This is a genomic window from Polaromonas sp. (genome assembly GCF_029945895.1).
Lineage (GTDB): Bacteria > Pseudomonadota > Gammaproteobacteria > Burkholderiales > Burkholderiaceae_C > Polaromonas.
In genome coordinates, this window is record NZ_JAQSDL010000090.1 from 49,718 (window position 1) to 65,391 (window position 15,674).

Annotated in this window: 13 protein-coding genes and 1 tRNA gene; 12 read left to right on the forward strand and 2 right to left on the reverse strand. The window is 60.6% G+C overall.

What is annotated here, in order from left to right; all coding sequences use genetic code 11:
* Positions 1-13: 13 nt before the first annotated feature.
* Positions 14-934 (reverse strand): DMT family transporter, encoded by a 921-nt coding sequence (locus PSV33_RS12770; RefSeq protein ID WP_300562389.1) that lies wholly within the window; start codon positions 932-934, stop codon positions 14-16.
* 136 nt (positions 935-1,070) lie between these two features.
* Here PSV33_RS12770 and PSV33_RS12775 point away from each other — a divergent pair, with 136 nt between their 5' ends.
* The 12 genes from PSV33_RS12775 (at position 1,071) to PSV33_RS12830 (ending at position 14,495) form a co-directional block, all read left to right on the forward strand.
* On the forward strand, positions 1,071-1,505 hold the full coding sequence (locus PSV33_RS12775; RefSeq protein WP_300562390.1) for a gamma-glutamylcyclotransferase: 435 nt from the start codon (positions 1,071-1,073) through the stop codon (positions 1,503-1,505).
* Positions 1,506-1,895: 390 nt separating this feature from the next.
* Positions 1,896-3,215 (forward strand): isocitrate lyase, encoded by a 1,320-nt coding sequence (gene aceA / locus PSV33_RS12780; protein WP_300512622.1) that lies wholly within the window; start codon positions 1,896-1,898, stop codon positions 3,213-3,215.
* Positions 3,216-3,562: 347 nt separating this feature from the next.
* Complete coding sequence (thrS, locus tag PSV33_RS12785; protein ID WP_300562392.1) at positions 3,563-5,470, forward strand: threonine--tRNA ligase; 1,908 nt, start codon at positions 3,563-3,565, stop codon at positions 5,468-5,470.
* 96 nt (positions 5,471-5,566) lie between these two features.
* Positions 5,567-6,175 carry a translation initiation factor IF-3 gene (infC, locus tag PSV33_RS12790; protein WP_300562557.1) on the forward strand — a complete coding sequence of 203 codons (609 nt, stop codon included), beginning with the start codon at positions 5,567-5,569 and terminating at the stop codon, positions 6,173-6,175.
* Between the two features lie 268 nt (positions 6,176-6,443).
* Positions 6,444-6,647 (forward strand): 50S ribosomal protein L35, encoded by a 204-nt coding sequence (rpmI, locus tag PSV33_RS12795; RefSeq protein ID WP_077595745.1) that lies wholly within the window; start codon positions 6,444-6,446, stop codon positions 6,645-6,647.
* Positions 6,648-6,672: 25 nt separating this feature from the next.
* Positions 6,673-7,032 (forward strand): 50S ribosomal protein L20, encoded by a 360-nt coding sequence (rplT, locus tag PSV33_RS12800; protein WP_096668383.1) that lies wholly within the window; start codon positions 6,673-6,675, stop codon positions 7,030-7,032.
* A gap of 147 nt (positions 7,033-7,179) precedes the next feature.
* On the forward strand, positions 7,180-8,232 hold the full coding sequence (gene pheS / locus PSV33_RS12805) for a phenylalanine--tRNA ligase subunit alpha (RefSeq protein ID WP_300562394.1): 1,053 nt from the start codon (positions 7,180-7,182) through the stop codon (positions 8,230-8,232).
* 19 nt (positions 8,233-8,251) lie between these two features.
* Positions 8,252-10,678 carry a phenylalanine--tRNA ligase subunit beta gene (gene pheT / locus PSV33_RS12810; RefSeq protein ID WP_300562396.1) on the forward strand — a complete coding sequence of 809 codons (2,427 nt, stop codon included), beginning with the start codon at positions 8,252-8,254 and terminating at the stop codon, positions 10,676-10,678.
* Between the two features lie 40 nt (positions 10,679-10,718).
* Positions 10,719-11,045, forward strand: coding sequence for an integration host factor subunit alpha (locus tag PSV33_RS12815; protein ID WP_300512613.1), 327 nt, complete (start codon positions 10,719-10,721; stop codon positions 11,043-11,045).
* Positions 11,046-11,267: 222 nt separating this feature from the next.
* A complete protein-coding gene (locus tag PSV33_RS12820; RefSeq protein ID WP_300562398.1) occupies positions 11,268-11,747 on the forward strand; it encodes a MerR family transcriptional regulator in 480 nt (159 codons plus the stop codon).
* A 37-nt stretch (positions 11,748-11,784) separates the two neighbouring features.
* A tRNA-Pro gene (locus PSV33_RS12825) sits at positions 11,785-11,861 on the forward strand.
* A 402-nt stretch (positions 11,862-12,263) separates the two neighbouring features.
* The gene (locus PSV33_RS12830; RefSeq protein WP_300562400.1) at positions 12,264-14,495 is read left to right on the forward strand and encodes a PAS domain S-box protein; all 2,232 of its coding nucleotides are present in this window, start codon (positions 12,264-12,266) and stop codon (positions 14,493-14,495) included.
* 76 nt (positions 14,496-14,571) lie between these two features.
* Here PSV33_RS12830 and PSV33_RS12835 read toward each other — a convergent pair whose 3' ends face one another.
* Complete coding sequence (locus tag PSV33_RS12835) at positions 14,572-15,564, reverse strand: recombination-associated protein RdgC (protein WP_300562401.1); 993 nt, start codon at positions 15,562-15,564, stop codon at positions 14,572-14,574.
* Positions 15,565-15,674 lie beyond the last annotated feature (110 nt).

The following is a 15,674-nucleotide window of genomic DNA, read 5'->3' on the forward strand; positions in this document are numbered from 1 at the left end:
TGCCGGCCTGCTTTCAGGCGCGTGTTTTTTCCGGCAGCGTGGCCAGCGCCACACCCGCCAGCGCCAGGGCAAAAGCGGCCAGTTGCGCCGCACCTACGGATTCCCCGAGCACACCCACGCCGACCAGCGCCGCGCTGATCGGCAGCATCACGGTGAACACCCCGGCCTGGCTGGCGGGCACGCCTTTCAGGCCCGTCATCCACAGCCACACGGTCCAGACGCTGGCGGCCAGCGCGTAAAACAGCAGCAGCAGCCAGCTGCCGGGTGCCACAGCGGCAAAGTCAAAACCCCAGGCCATCCACAGACCGAGTGGTGTCACCAGTGCAAAGCCCCAGAGGTTGATCAGTGCGGTGATGCGTTTGGGGCCGAGCGCGCCGGTGAGTTTTTTGCCGATCACCGCATAAGCGGCTTCGCAGAGCACGGCGCCGACCAGCAGCAGATGGCCCAGCCACGCCTGGCTGGATGCCAAATCGGCCTCCAGCCCTTTCGGTGCCTGCGCAGACAGCTCTGTTTTTGATAGCGAAACCAGCATGATGCCGAAGACCGCGCAGGCAATGGCTAGCGCCACCCGCGGGCGAATGCGCTCGCCAAGAAAGAGCCGGCTCAGCACCGCCACCGCGGCCGGGATGGCGGCCATGATGACGCCGGCGGCCACCGCGCTGCTCAGGCTCACGCCGAACAGCATGCAGATCGAGAACAGAAAGTTGCCGAGAAAGGATTCAAGGAACACCAGCTGCCGGGTCTGCCGCGTCATCGGGGCTTCTCCGGCCGGTTTTTTGAGCCAGTGCAGCATGGCCGCCCCGCCGATGCCGAAACGCAGCCAGGCCAGAAGAAAGACCGGGAAAACCGCGACCAGCGGTTTGGACAGCGCGACATAACTGCCGACCAGGGACATGCTGAGCGCCAGGCAGGCGTAGGCCACAATGCGGTTCATTCCACCGGGTTTCCGTAAAGGGTGAGCGGCCGCTGCGGCTGCCGTCAGCGCGTCGGCTGCCGGGGCGGCGCAGAGTCCAGGATGCTTGTTCTTCCAGCTTGCTTATTCTTCTTGCCCGAAATCATGCCTTACTTTCATGCCTGAACCGACGCCGCCTCCCGCCAGCCGCCATGTTTTTGTCTACGGTACGCTGCGCCGCGGCGATGTGCGTGACATCACGCGGCTGCGTCCGGCGCCGCAGTTTGTCGGCCTGGCCAGTGTGGCCGGCGTCCTTTACGACCTGGGGCCTTACCCCGGCGTGGTGCTGGGCGGCGCGGCCCGCGTGACCGGCGAGGTTTACGCCATCAGCGCCGACCTCGAGCGCCAGCTCGATGTCATCGAGGAAGTCTGGCCGCAGCAGACCGGCGAGTACCGCAAGCAGACGGTGAGGGTGCAGCTGGACCGGCCGCTGGTCTCGCCCGGGGCGATGGCGCTGGACTGTCTGGTTTATGAAATCAACCCGGCCTGCACGGCCGGCAAGCCGCTCATCATGGGCGGCGACTGGCTCGAACACCTTGGGCAGCGTTCCTGAACCAGTCGATGGCGGGAGAGGAGGGGGGATGAACCCGGACCGGGCCCGTTTTCCGCTGCCTGGCCGCACTTTGGCCACAGCGATGAACGGGATGGACGGGACGAACGCCCAGCCCTTGATTTCATGATCCGGTAAAAGCTTTCCGTATTGCGAAATCTGGAAATGCTGCAGCGCAGTAATATTTCTCAATACAAGAAAATACTTTTCACATATTGAAATATTGTGAAAAGATCTATGATTTTGTTAAGAATAAATTTTATCTTATATAAGACATAAGAGCTTCACAAAGTCTTGTAGAAGACTTAAAGTTGATCCCAGAGCAAACGGCAGGGGCATGGATAGTGCAAGGCTGTTTGTCCCGCCATTTTTTTCAACTTCCGGAGTGACCTCATGCCACAGACCCTCACCGAACAACTGAGCCGCGAACAGCAAATCGCCGCCCTCGAAAAAGACTGGGCGACCAACCCCCGCTGGAAGGGCATCAAGCGCGGTTACAGCGCGGCCGACGTGATCCGCCTGCGCGGCTCCTTCCCGATCGAATACACGCTGGCCCGCCGCGGTGCCGAAAAGCTCTGGGACCTGGTCAACACCGAGCCCTACGTCAACTGCTTGGGCGCACTGACCGGCGGTCAGGCCATGCAGCAGGTGAAAGCCGGCGTGAAAGCGATTTACCTGTCGGGCTGGCAAGTCGCTGCCGACAACAACAGCTACTCGTCCATGTACCCCGACCAGTCGCTGTACCCGGTCGACTCCGTGCCGCAGGTGGTAGAGCGCATCAACAACACTTTCCGCCGTGCAGACGAAATCCAGCATTCCAAGGGCATTGATGCCGGCGACAAGGGCTACATCGACAACTTTGCGCCCATCGTGGCCGATGCGGAGGCCGGTTTCGGCGGCGTGCTCAACGCCTTCGAGCTGATGAAGGCCATGATCAAGTCCGGCGCGGCCGGCGTGCACTGGGAAGACCAGCTGGCGTCGGTCAAGAAATGCGGCCACATGGGCGGCAAGGTGCTGGTGCCGACGGTGGAAGCCAACCAGAAGCTGATCGCTGCGCGCATGGCCGCTGACGTCTGTGGCGTGCCCACCCTGGTGATTGCCCGCACCGATGCGGAAGCCGCCGACCTGCTGACCAGCGACTACGACGAGAACGACAAGCCTTTCCTGACCGGCGAGCGCACCTCCGAAGGGTTCTACAAGACCAAAAAGGGCATTGACCAGGCGATCAGCCGCGCGATTGCCTACGCCCATTACGCCGACCTGGTGTGGTGCGAAACCGGCACGCCGGATCTGGCGTTTGCCAAGAAGTTTGCCGACGCCGTGCACAAGGTGCACCCCGGCAAGATGCTGGCCTACAACTGCTCGCCCTCGTTCAACTGGAAGAAAAACCTTGACGATGCAACCATCGCCAAGTTCCAGAAAGAACTGGGCGCCATGGGGTACAAGTACCAGTTCATCACGCTCGCCGGCATCCACTCGATGTGGTACAACATGTTTGACTTGGCCCAGGACTACGTCAAGCGCGGCATGTCGGCCTATGTCGAGAAGGTGCAGGAGCCCGAGTTCGCAGCACGCGAGCGTGGCTACACCTTTGTGTCGCACCAGCAGGAAGTGGGCACCGGCTACTTCGACGAAGTGACCACGGTGATCCAGGGCGGCAAGTCCAGCGTGACCGCGCTGACCGGCTCCACCGAAGAAGAGCAGTTCCACTGAACTGACCATCCCTGAACGCCGCCGCTTCCAGGCGGCTGCGGCCCGGCCGGCGCCCTGTGCGCCAGCCGGGTTTTTTTATGGGGCTGGGCCTGGCGCGGCCTGTCCCTGTCCTGCGGGCTGAAGCTGCCGTAAAATAACACCATGCAATCAATCAAACTGGAAACAGGAAGGATAGTCCGGGTTATGACACCGCGAACTACGATCACGCCTCCAGTTTGGAGTCAACCCGGGCGCTAGCCGCATCCCCTGGTGATTTATAGCTACTCAATAGATAGCAACCCTCCATCCCCATCCTTTACCAAGCGCGGCAGTTTCCGCGCTTTTTTGTTTTTCAGAGCTTGCCCACCATGATCAAAATTACGCTGCCAGACGCTTCGATCCGCGAATTTCCCCAGCCCGTGACCGTGGCCGAGGTCGCCGCCTCCATCGGCGCCGGCCTGGCCAAGGCCGCCCTGGGCGGCAAGGTCAACGGCAAGCTGGTGGACACCAGCTACCTGATTTCTGCAGACAGCCCGCTGTCCATCATCACCGCCAAGGACCCGGAAGGACTGGAGGTGATTCGCCACTCCACCGCCCACCTGCTGGCCTATGCGGTCAAGGAGCTGTTTCCGGATGCCCAGGTCACCATCGGCCCGGTGATCGAGAACGGCTTTTTCTACGATTTTTCCTACAAGCGCCCCTTCACCCCTGAAGACCTGACAGCCATCGAAAAGAAGATGACTGAGCTGGCGGCCAAAGACGAGCCGGTGACACGCCGCGTGCTGCCGCGCGACGAGGCTGTGGCTTATTTCAAGGAGCAGGGCGAGCACTACAAGGCGGAGATCATCGCGAGCATTCCGGCCAACGAAGACGTGTCGCTCTACCGCGAAGGCAAGTTCGAAGACCTGTGCCGCGGCCCGCACGTGCCGAGCACCGGCAAGCTCAGGTTCTTCAAGCTCATGAAGCTGGCCGGCGCCTACTGGCGCGGCGACCACCACAACGAGATGCTGCAGCGCATCTACGGCACGGCCTGGGCGACCAAGGACGAGTTGCAGCAGTACCTGCTGATGCTCGAGGAAGCGGAAAAACGCGACCACCGCAAGCTGGGCCGTGAGCTCGACCTGTTCCACATCGACGACCATGCGCCAGGCCTGGTGTTCTGGCATCCCAAGGGCTGGACGGTGTGGCAGGGTGTCGAGCAGTACATGCGCAAGGTCTACCAGGACAACGGCTATCAGGAGGTCAAGGGTCCGCAGGTCATCGACAAGACGTTGTGGGAAAAAACCGGCCACTGGGACAAGTACCGCGACAACATGTTCACCACCGAGAGCGAAAAGCGCGAGTACGCGCTCAAGCCGATGAACTGCCCGGGCCACATCCTGATCTTCAAGCAGGGCATCAAGAGCTACCGCGACCTGCCGCTGCGTTACGGCGAGTTCGGCCAGTGCCACCGCAACGAGCCCTCGGGCGGCCTGCACGGCATCATGCGTGTGCGCGGCTTCACGCAGGACGACGGCCACATCTTCTGTACCGAAGAGCAGATACTCAAGGAGTGTGTCGACTACACGACCCTGCTGCAGAAGGTCTATACCGACTTCGGTTTCAAGAACATCATCTACAAGGTGGCCACGCGGCCCGAAGCGCGTATTGGCTCCGACGAAAGCTGGGACAAGGCCGAACAGGCGCTGATGGAAAGTCTGCGGGCCTCCGGCTGCGAGTTCGAAATCGCGCCCGGCGACGGCGCGTTTTACGGCCCCAAGATCGAATACACGCTGAAAGACGCGATTGGCCGGCAATGGCAGTGCGGCACCATGCAGGTTGATTTCTCGATGCCGGAGCGGCTCGATGCCGAATACGTGGGCGAGGACGGTGCCCGCCATCGCCCGGTGATGTTGCACCGGGCCATCGTCGGCAGCCTGGAGCGATTCATCGGGATCCTGATCGAGGAGCACGCCGGCGCGCTGCCTACCTGGCTGGCGCCAGTGCAGGTTTCGGTGCTCAATATCACCGATGCCCAGGCCGATTACTGTCGTGAAATAGCTAAAAGGCTTCAAAATCAAGGGCTTAGGGTCAATCTTGACCTGCGCAACGAGAAAATTACGTATAAAATACGCGAGCACTCGATGCAAAAGCTGCCTTACATCCTGGTCGTAGGCGACAAGGAGAAGGAAGCTGGCGCAGTTGCCGTGCGCGCCCGGGGTAACAAAGACCTTGGCGTCATGTCACTCGAAGCCTTTGTCCAGACAATTGCTTCTGACATTACCCAAAAAGCCTGATTTCTGACACATTTGTTGATGATTTTGGCCTGTCGCCCTTGCTGGGTGGGCGCAAGCTGCTATAGCTTTTATAGCAAACGTTAAAGGATTTGAACCATCGCTACTGAATTTCGTGACCGCCGCCACCGCGAAGAACGCAAGCATCGCTTGAACCGTGAAATCATGGCCCCTGAAGTACGTCTGACCGGGCCAGACAACGAACCTCTGGGTGTTGTCAGCATCATGGAAGCCTTGCGCCTTGCCGGTGAATATGATGTGGATCTGGTTGAGATCTCGCCCACGGCGGTACCGCCGGTGTGCAGATTGATGGACTACGGCAAATTCAAGTACGCCGAGCAGAAAAAGGCCGCGGACGCGAAATCCAAGCAGAAGGTCATCGAGGTCAAGGAAATCAAGTTCCGGCCCGGCACCGATGATGGTGACTACAACATCAAACTGCGCAACATCAAGCGCTTTTTGGAAGAGGGCGACAAGTGCAAGATCACCTTGCGCTTTCGCGGTCGCGAAATCACGCACCAGGAACTGGGCCTGGCCTTGCTGGCGCGTATCCGTGACGAGTTGGCGGATTTGATTCTGGTGGAGCAGTTTCCCAAGCTCGAAGGCCGGCAGATGGTCATGATGATCGCGCCGGGCAAGAAGAAGGTGGCTGCCAAGCCCCTAGCGGCGCCCGCGGAAACGGCACCGGCTGCACCGACAGGCGCCTGAGGGCGGCTGTCGCCGGGAAGGATTTCAACCTGCGGGTGTTTTCACCGGCAGGTTTTTCGGGGATGCGAAAGCGTCTCCGGTGAAGGCAGGGAAATCCGGCCTTTGCAAAGGTGGCAGGTGTCAAAGCCCGCCACCAGCCAGTGGTGAGCCTGAAACTCGCCACTGACAAGTGGTGAATTAAACACTCGCCACTACAAGTGGCTCGGGGCCATCAAGTCTGCGGAAGGTTCGCAGCGCCTCACGAGCACAAATGAAAAGGAGCATTTACATGCCCAAAATGAAGACCAAGAGCAGCGCGAAGAAACGTTTTCGCGTTCGTCCAGGTGGTACCGTCAAGCGCGGCCAAGCCTTCAAACGTCACATCCTGACCAAGAAGACCACCAAGAACAAACGCCACCTGCGTGGTGCAGTTGCTGTCCATGAGACCAATATGGGTCACATGGCACAGATGCTGCCCGGCATGGGCATTTAATTAACGACGAACAAGGAGTACTCACATGCCTCGCGTCAAACGTGGTGTAACGGCTCGCGCCCGCCACAAAAAAGTTTTAGCCCTTGCAAAAGGTTTCCGCGGCCGCCGCGGCAATGTCTATCGCATCGCCAAAGAAGCGGTGATGAAGGCCGGGCAATATGCCTACCGTGACCGCCGTAACAAAAAGCGTGTGTTCCGCCAGTTGTGGATTGCGCGTATCAACGCTGCCAGCCGCTCATTCGGCATGACCTACAGCCAGTTCGCCAACGGTCTGAAAAAAGCCGGTATCGAGATCGACCGCAAGGTCCTTTCCGACATGGCGATTCACGACAGCGCTGCCTTTGGTGCCATCGTGGAGCAGGTCAAGGCCAAGCTTGCTGCTTGATTTTTGAGGGGCAATCAGCTATTGAATTGATAGCTGGTTGCGCACAAAAGACGGGGGCCAGAGCTTGAAAAGGCTCTGGCCCTTTTTCTTTGTCCGGGCGGCAGGCGAAGGCGGCGTCCGGACTGGTTTGTCAATCACAAGAAATATATGAACGAACTCGATGTCCTGGTGGATTCGGCCAAAACCAGCTTTGCGCAGGCCGTCACGCCCGCTGACCTGGAAAATGCCAAGGCGCAGTTCCTCGGCAAATCCGGCCGCATCACAGAGCTGATGAAGGGCCTGGCCGCGCTGCCCGTGGAAGAGAAAAAATCACGCGGCGCCGCCATCAATCTGGCCAAGCAGGCCATCGAAGCCGGGCTGACCGCGCGCAGGCAGGCACTGGCAGACGCTGAACTGCAGGTGCAGCTCAAGGCCGAGGCGCTGGACGTCTCGTTGCCGGGCCGCCAGCGGCCAGGCGGCGGCCTGCATCCGGTGTCACTCACGCTCGAGCGGATCGAGGCGATTTTCGGCTCCATGGGTTTCGATGTGGCCGAGGGCCCGGAGATCGAGACCGACTGGTTCAACTTCACGGCGTTGAACACGCCCGAAGACCATCCGGCTCGCTCCATGCACGACACGTTTTATGTGGAAGGCGGCACCGAAGCCGCGCCCAACCTGCTGCGCACACACACCAGTCCGATGCAGATCCGCTATGCGGTGCAGCATGTCAAGAAACACCGCGCGCTGATTGACGCCGGCGGCGTGATGCCCGAGATCCGCGTGATTGCGCCGGGCCGCACTTACCGGGTGGACAGCGACGCCACGCACTCACCGATGTTTCACCAGTGTGAGGGCCTTTGGATAGGCCAGAACGTCAGCTTCAAGGACCTGAAAGTGGTTTTCACTGACTTCTGTCGCACCTACTTTGAGTCCAACGATCTGGTGTTGCGCTTTCGCCCGAGCTTTTTCCCCTTCACCGAGCCCAGCGCCGAGATCGACATCCAGTTCCAGACCGGTCCGCTGGCGGGCCGCTGGCTGGAAGTGGCCGGCTCCGGCCAGGTGCACCCAACGGTGGTGCGCAACATGGGGCTGGACCCCGAACATTACATCGGTTTTGCCTTCGGCATGGGGCCAGACCGGCTGACCATGCTGCGTTACGGCGTCAATGACTTGCGGCTGTTCTTCGACGGTGACCTGCGTTTCCTGTCGCAATTCCAGTAACCCATCAGGCTTTATAAAAATGCAATTCCCCGAATCCTGGTTGCGCGAGTTCTGCAATCCGCCCCTGAGTACCGAGCAACTGGCCGAGACCCTGACCATGGCTGGTCTGGAAGTGGAAGACCTCAAGCCGGTCGCACCTCCTTTCAGCAAGATCGTCGTAGGCGAAATCAGGGAAGCGGTGCAGCATCCTGATGCCGACCGCCTGCGTGTCTGCCAGGTCGATGTGGGTCAGGGCTCCCTGCTCAACATCGTCTGCGGCGCTCCCAATGCCCGTGTCGGCATCAAGGTGCCCTGCGCGCTGGTCGGTGCCGAACTGCCGCCCGGCGACGATGGCAAACCTTTCCTGATCAAGGTCGGCAAGCTGCGCGGCGTGGAAAGCCAGGGCATGCTTTGCTCGGCCCGGGAACTCAAGCTGTCCGACGACCATGGCGGACTGCTTGAGCTGGCGCCGGACGCGGCCGCGGGTCAGGACATTCGCGAGCACCTCAAACTCGATGACACGCTGTTCACCCTCAAGCTCACGCCCAATCTGGCGCATTGCCTGAGCGTCTATGGGATTGCCCGTGAAGTGGCTGCGCTGACCGGCGCGCCGTTGGTGAGCCCGACCTTTCCGACGGTCGCGGTGGCCGGCGTGGACAAGCTGCCGGTCCGGATCAGTGCCCCCGATCTGTGCGGCCGTTTTTCCGGTCGCATCGTGCGCAAGGTCAATACAAAAGCGATCACCCCACCGTGGATGGTGGACCGGCTCGCGCGCTGCGGCCAGCGAAGCGTCACCGCGCTGGTGGACATTTCGAACTATGTGATGTTCGAGCTGGGACGGCCTTCGCATATTTTCGACCTCGACAAGATCCATGGCGGACTCGACGTGCGTTGGGGCCAGGCCGGCGAGACGCTCAAGCTGCTCAACGGCAGCACCGTGACGGTGGACGACAAAGTCGGCGTGATTGCCGACGACAGCCAGGTCGAGTCGCTGGCCGGCATCATGGGCGGCGATGCCACTGCGGTGTCCGACGAGACAGAAAACATATACGTCGAGGCTGCCTTCTGGTGGCCCAAGGCGATTGCCGGGCGGTCGCGCCGCTACAACTTCTCCACCGATGCGGGCCACCGTTTCGAGCGTGGTGTCGATCCCGGCCAGACGGTCGAGCATATTGAACGTATCACTCAACTGATCCTTGATATTTGCGGCACGCCGGACACCGTGTGCGGCCCGATCGACGATGCCCGGGTCAATATGCCGGAGGCGGCTCCCGTCACCTTGCGGGTCGCTCGGGCCATCAAGGTCATCGGCATGCCCCTCACGCAGACTCAGTGCGCTGACGCGCTGCGACGCCTGGGGCTGCCTGTGGCTGAAGGGGAGGGCACGCTGACTGTCACGCCGCCCAGCTACCGCTTCGACCTGCAGATCGAGGAAGACCTGATCGAGGAAGTGGTGCGCATGGTGGGTTACCAGCAACTGCCAGCCACGCCTCCGCTGGCGCCCATTACCGCACGTATCCGTCCAGAGGCACGGCGCAGTGCCTTTGCCGTGCGCCGCGCGCTGGCGGCCCTGGGCTACCAGGAAACCATCAACTTCAGTTTTGTCGAAGAACGCTGGGAGCATGAGCTTGCCGGCAACCCCCATCCCATCAAGCTGCTCAACCCGATTGCCAGCCAGATGAGCGTGATGCGGTCGTCGCTGATCGGCTCCCTGTTGCAGGTACTCAAGTTCAATCTCGACCGTAAAGCCAGTCGCGTCAACGTGTTTGAGCTGGGGCGAGTCTTTCTGCGCGACCCGCGCAGCCAGAACACAGACACCACCGTTGCCGGTTTTGACCAGCCGATGCGGGTCGCCGGTTTGGCCTACGGGCCGCGCGACACCCTCCAATGGGGCCGGTCCGACAAGGGCGTGGATTTCTTCGACGTCAAGGGCGACGTGCAGGCCCTGCTGGCGCCGTTGCAGGCGGTGTTTGCCCCAGCGGCCCACCCCGCGATGCATCCGGGCCGCTGCGCCAGCGTTGTCATCGACGGCGTGGCGGCGGGTTTTGTCGGCGAGTTGCATCCGCAGTGGCGCCAGGGCTACGAGCTGGCCCAGGCGCCGATTGTTTTTGAACTGGCGCTCGATGCCGTGCTGCAGCGTCCCGTGCCCGCCTTCCAGCCGGTGAGCAAGCTCCAGCCGGTCGAGCGGGACATTGCGGTGATTGTTGCCGAAGCAGTGACCCATTCGGCGCTGCTGGCGGCCATCCACGGTGCAGACACGCGAGGTCTGCTCAAGTCGGCGACGCTGTTTGACATCTACCGGCCGCAACAGGCCAATGCTGCGCTGCAACTCGGCGAAAAAAGCCTGGCGGTGCGCTTGGTGCTTGGCAGCGACGACGCTACACTGACCGACGAGCAGATTGACGCGGCGATCAAGGCCGTGCTCGACAATCTCGGCAGCAGCCTGCAGGCACGTTTGCGTGCATAGGCCAGGGAACACAAGAACAGTGAACAGCGAGGAGCGCGTCGTGGAATTTTCCGTTGAAAGTCTTGAGAGCCCGGCGCTGACCAAAGCTCATCTCGCAGAGTTGCTGTTTGAACAAATCGGCCTGAACAAGCGCGAATCCAAGGATATGATCGACGCGTTTTTCGACCTGATCTCCGACAGCCTGGTCGACGGCAACGATGTGAAGATTTCCGGCTTCGGCAATTTCCAGATCCGCACCAAGGCGCCACGCCCGGGGCGCAACCCGCGTACCGGCGAATCCATTCCCATTCAGGCGCGTCGGGTGGTGACTTTTCACGCCAGTCACAAACTCAAAGAGCAGATCCAGAGCCAGACTGGACCCGGTTGAAAGGCACCCGCCCGCCAGCCAAGGTCAGTCCTGCCCCTGTCAGGCCCACGCAACCGCCCTTTCAGAAAGCTTTTGTGTGTGGAAACATCACTTTTTGGCTGGAGCAAGTGCCGTACCGCTTGTGGCTTAAACAACACATCGAATTTTGTTGTTTGTAACTATTTGCACTAAGGTTCTTGTTAGAGTAAATTTGTAGCTTCATCTCATAGCGTATTGATTTAATTGGAGAAAGCTCTCCCCCCCATTCCCGCCAAACGTTACTTCACGATCGGTGAAGTCAGCGATCTATGCGGTGTCAAACCTCATGTGCTCCGTTATTGGGAGCAAGAGTTCACGCAGTTGCGCCCGATGAAAAGGCGAGGCAACCGCCGCTACTACCAGCACCACGAGGTGCTGATGATCCGGCGCATTCGCGACCTGCTCTACGACCAGGGGTTCACCATCAGCGGTGCGCGCAACAAACTGCAGGAGATCGTGCAGACCGAACGTGACAAACGCCGCAACGGTGAAGTCATGCTCGAAGGCGTGGATGTCGTTGAAGCGGGCGACTCGATTCTTGATGACTTTGGCGACTCGGTGGATTTTGAGGACAGTGCGTCCGATATGGCGCCCTTGCCTGATGGCAGTGCGGCCCAGCAAAGGCTGCAACTGCTACGCCGGGAATTGTTCGAAATTCGCGATCTGCTCAGTGCCACTTACTGAAACAGCCCGAACAAGCACGCTATAATTTGAAGCTTGACGGTGTGTGGCGCAGCCTGGTAGCGCACTTGCATGGGGTGCAAGGGGTCGAAGGTTCGAATCCTTTCACACCGACCATAAGTAATGTCAAAAGCCTCCTAACAGTGATGTTAGGAGGCTTTTTTCATGGGCGAATCCATCGCTTGCGCTGGACAGGAGCACCCAGTCTGGAAGCGGCAATCAGGCCCGGGCACAAAAATCGGGACAAGGCTCCCTAAAACGTGGGGCATTGGTGCGTCACGCGCTAAACTGACTGAAAGCACTGCGCGATACCCGGGTGCCCGACCTTGTTGGCGCAGTGTCCGGCGTGCATGAAGGTGCTCTCCGCAATTCAGAAGGCGACCCATGAAAGAGCTGACATATGACGGTGGTCGATCAGAATATTTCCCGTGCGCAATCCGGGGCCACCATGGATGACGGCCGAGGCAGGCCGCTTGCCGTGGGACATCGCCGGGCAAGTGTCCGGATGAGTTTCAGCTCGTGAGCGAAACACAATTTCGCCTGTTGACTGACGCGATGTCCCAGATTGTCTGGGTGATGCGGGCCGATGGCGCTTACACCTGGTTCAATCAACGCTGGCTGGACTACTCCGGTTTGTCCCTGGAAGAGAGCCTTGATCGCGGCTTGACCGGCCTGATTCATCCCGATGACGACCTGCGTGCCTCCCGGCTTCTGGAGCAGGCGCTCGCGAGCGGCGCCCCCTGTGAGATCGAATACCGGCTGCGCCGCGCAGACGGTGTTTACCGCTGGATGTTGTGCCGCGCACTCCCGCAGAGCGACGCCGCGGGGCAGACGACTCAATGGCTCGGCACCCTGACTGACATCGATACGCTGAAACAGGCAGCGGAACTCCTGGAGAAGGATATCTTCATGACCCGTATCGCCGGTCGGGTCGCGCGCCTGGGCGGATGGACGATCGACCTGCCGGAGCGCGTGTTGACCTGGTCGGTCGAAAACTGCCTGATCCACGACGTACCACCGGGTTACACGCCGACACTGGAAGAGGGGATTGGCTACTTTCTTCCAGAGCACCGGCACATCGTCATCCAGCATGTGGAGGCTTGCGCGCAGCACGGCACGCCCTATGAATTTGTACTTCCCAAGATGACCGCCAAGGGCAGGCGCATCTGGGTGCGCTCACTTGGCGAGGCGGTGAGGGATGCTTCCGGAAAAATTGTCCGCATTCAAGGGGCGTTCCAGGACATCTCGGAGCAGATGGCTGCACAGGCCCATACACGCGAGCTGGAAACACAGCTTGCCACCACACTCGAAAGCATCACGGACGGTTTTTGCCTGATCAACAAGGACTGGAAGTTCACCTTTCTCAATGGTCCGGCCGAGCGAATGCTTCAGCGCGGCCCGGGCGATTTGTTGGGCAAACTCCTCTGGGAGGAGTTCCCCAAGGCCATGGGCGGGACGATAGAGCGTGAAGCCCGACAGGCCGTTGAACACCGGCGCACGACCCGCTTTGAAACTTTTTACGAACCGCTTGAAGCCTGGTTCGATATCCACGTCTATCCCACGGAAACGGGCATCGCTGTCTACTTTCAGGACATCACGCAGAGACGCCGGGAACATGCGCAATTGCGGTTGCTTGAAACGGCGGTGTCCCGCCTGAACGACATGGTGGTCATCACGGAGGCAGAGGCTTTCGACGATGCGGGGCCGCGTATTGTTTTTGTCAACGACGCCTTTGAGCGCCACACCGGCTACAGCCGCCACGAAGTGATCGGAAATACCTCCAGGCTCCTGTGGGGACCCAAGACCCAGCATGCCGAGCTTGACCGTATTCGCACCGCCATGCAAAAGTGGGAGCGCGTGCGTTCGGAGATCGTCGTCTACACCAAGGCAGGCAGGGAGCTCTGGCTGGAAATCGATATCACGCCCATCACCGACGAGGCCGGCAAGCACACCCATTGGGTGGCCGTGGAGCGCGACGTCTCCGAGCGCAGGCGGCAGCAGCAGGAAATTCTCAGTCTCAACATCGACCTGGAGGACCGCGTCCTGCTGCGCACGGCCCAGCTGGCAACGGCGAACAAGGAGCTGGAGTCCTTTGCCTATTCTGTGTCCCATGACCTGCGCTCACCACTCAATACCATCCACGGGTTCAGCCAGTTGCTGGCAAAAATAGACGCGGAACACATCAGCGAAAAAGGCAAACACTACCTGAACCGGATAGGCGTCGGTGTCATGCAGATGGGCGAGTTGATCGAGGGCCTGCTGACCCTTGCCCATCTGTCCCGCGAGCAGCTGAAGTCGGAACGTGTCGACCTGTCGGCCCTGGCGCGGCGGATCGAAAACGACTGCCGGGAGAGGGAGCCCGAGCGCCAGGTTCAGGTGAACATCCACGATGGACTGATCGCGCATGGCGACCCCCGGTTGCTGTCATCCGTGCTGCAGAATCTGCTGGCCAATGCCTGGAAATTCAGCGCCAAGGAGCCGCTGGCGTGCATTGAAGTTGGCAGCGAGCGGGGAGCCGAAGGCGGTACCGTCTTTTTTGTGAAGGACAACGGTGCGGGGTTTGACATGGCTTTCACCCACAAGCTGTTCGGCACCTTCGAACGCCTTCATTCGCCCGGGGACTTTCCCGGCACCGGCATCGGACTGGCCACGGTGAAGCGGGTCATTGAGCGTCACGGTGGCCGCGTATGGGCAGAAGGCAAACCGAATGGCGGCGCCACCTTCTTTTTCACGCTGGGGCGTTCGAACTGACGAACTGACGAACTGATCTTCTCCCGCCTGCAGGACGGCCTGGTTTGGTGGCACCTGTCCGGTTGGCGGTTTTCCTTCAGGCGATGGCGGGATCGGGTACCATCTGCGGCGCCTGCGCAGCGCCCGGGGGCGTGGCGGCAGCATCGTGCGCCAGCTCGCCGCCCAGTGCTTCCAGCAGGTCCGGAATCAGGGCTGACAGCTCACCCGTCACGATGGCTGCATCGGCATCGAAGCCGTCATCGTCTTTGCCCTTGTCCTGGACTCCGTCCAGCACCACGTCAAGCAGCTTGAGTTTTCTGATCTGGGCCAAGTCTGTCAGCACGAAGGACACGCGGTCGTTCCAGGTCATGGCCAGCTGTGTCGGCACCTTGCCCGCGGCGATGTGTTCTGCAACCTCGTCGATCTCCAGCGTGTGGCGCGAATAACGGACCGTTGATTTCTGGTCGTCGGGCATCTTGAGTTCGCAGTCCCGGTCTACGGTGAAGCCGACGGGAGCCTCCCGGCTGGCAAGCCAGTGCGCCATGGCGATCGCGGCCGACATGGTGGTCTGCACAGGTCGTGCCATGAGGCCTGCGCCCGATCCCGGTACCCCGCTGAGCGCTTCCAGCAACTGGCTCACCACCTTGTCAGCACCGGTGAGGCTGCCCGAGTCCACGACCAGCAACTTGTGGACCGGATCCACCCACAAGGTGGTGGTAGAGCGTTTGGTGAAGGCGCGCGGCAGCAGGTCGAGAATGACTTCTTCCTTGAACTCCTTCTTGATCCTGGCGCCCACGCGCTCATGGCCGGTTTCCTGTTTGTATTTTTCAATCCGTTGATCGACAGCGTCCTTGATGGCAGAGGCGGGCACAGGCCGGCGTTCGGTGCACAGGCGCAGGATGAGCTGCGGACCGACACTTTCAGCCAGCACCGTGCTCTTGTTGCCGCGCGGGGGAACCCAGCCGCTGGACTCCGCCTGCGTCGCGCCGCAGGGTATGAATCGGGTCGCCTGAAGCACTTCTTCCAGGGCTTCAAGGGGCGGCAGGGTGAAGTCGTCGGCAATGCGGAAAAAGGAAGCGGCTTTGAACATGAAATTCCGGTGTGGGGTGTCAGGGGGAGCGGCCAGCAGGCCGGTCGGAAAGTGCGGCGGAGTGCGCGAGGCTGTCGAAATTCTAAGTGACACTCAGGACGAATGAGGCA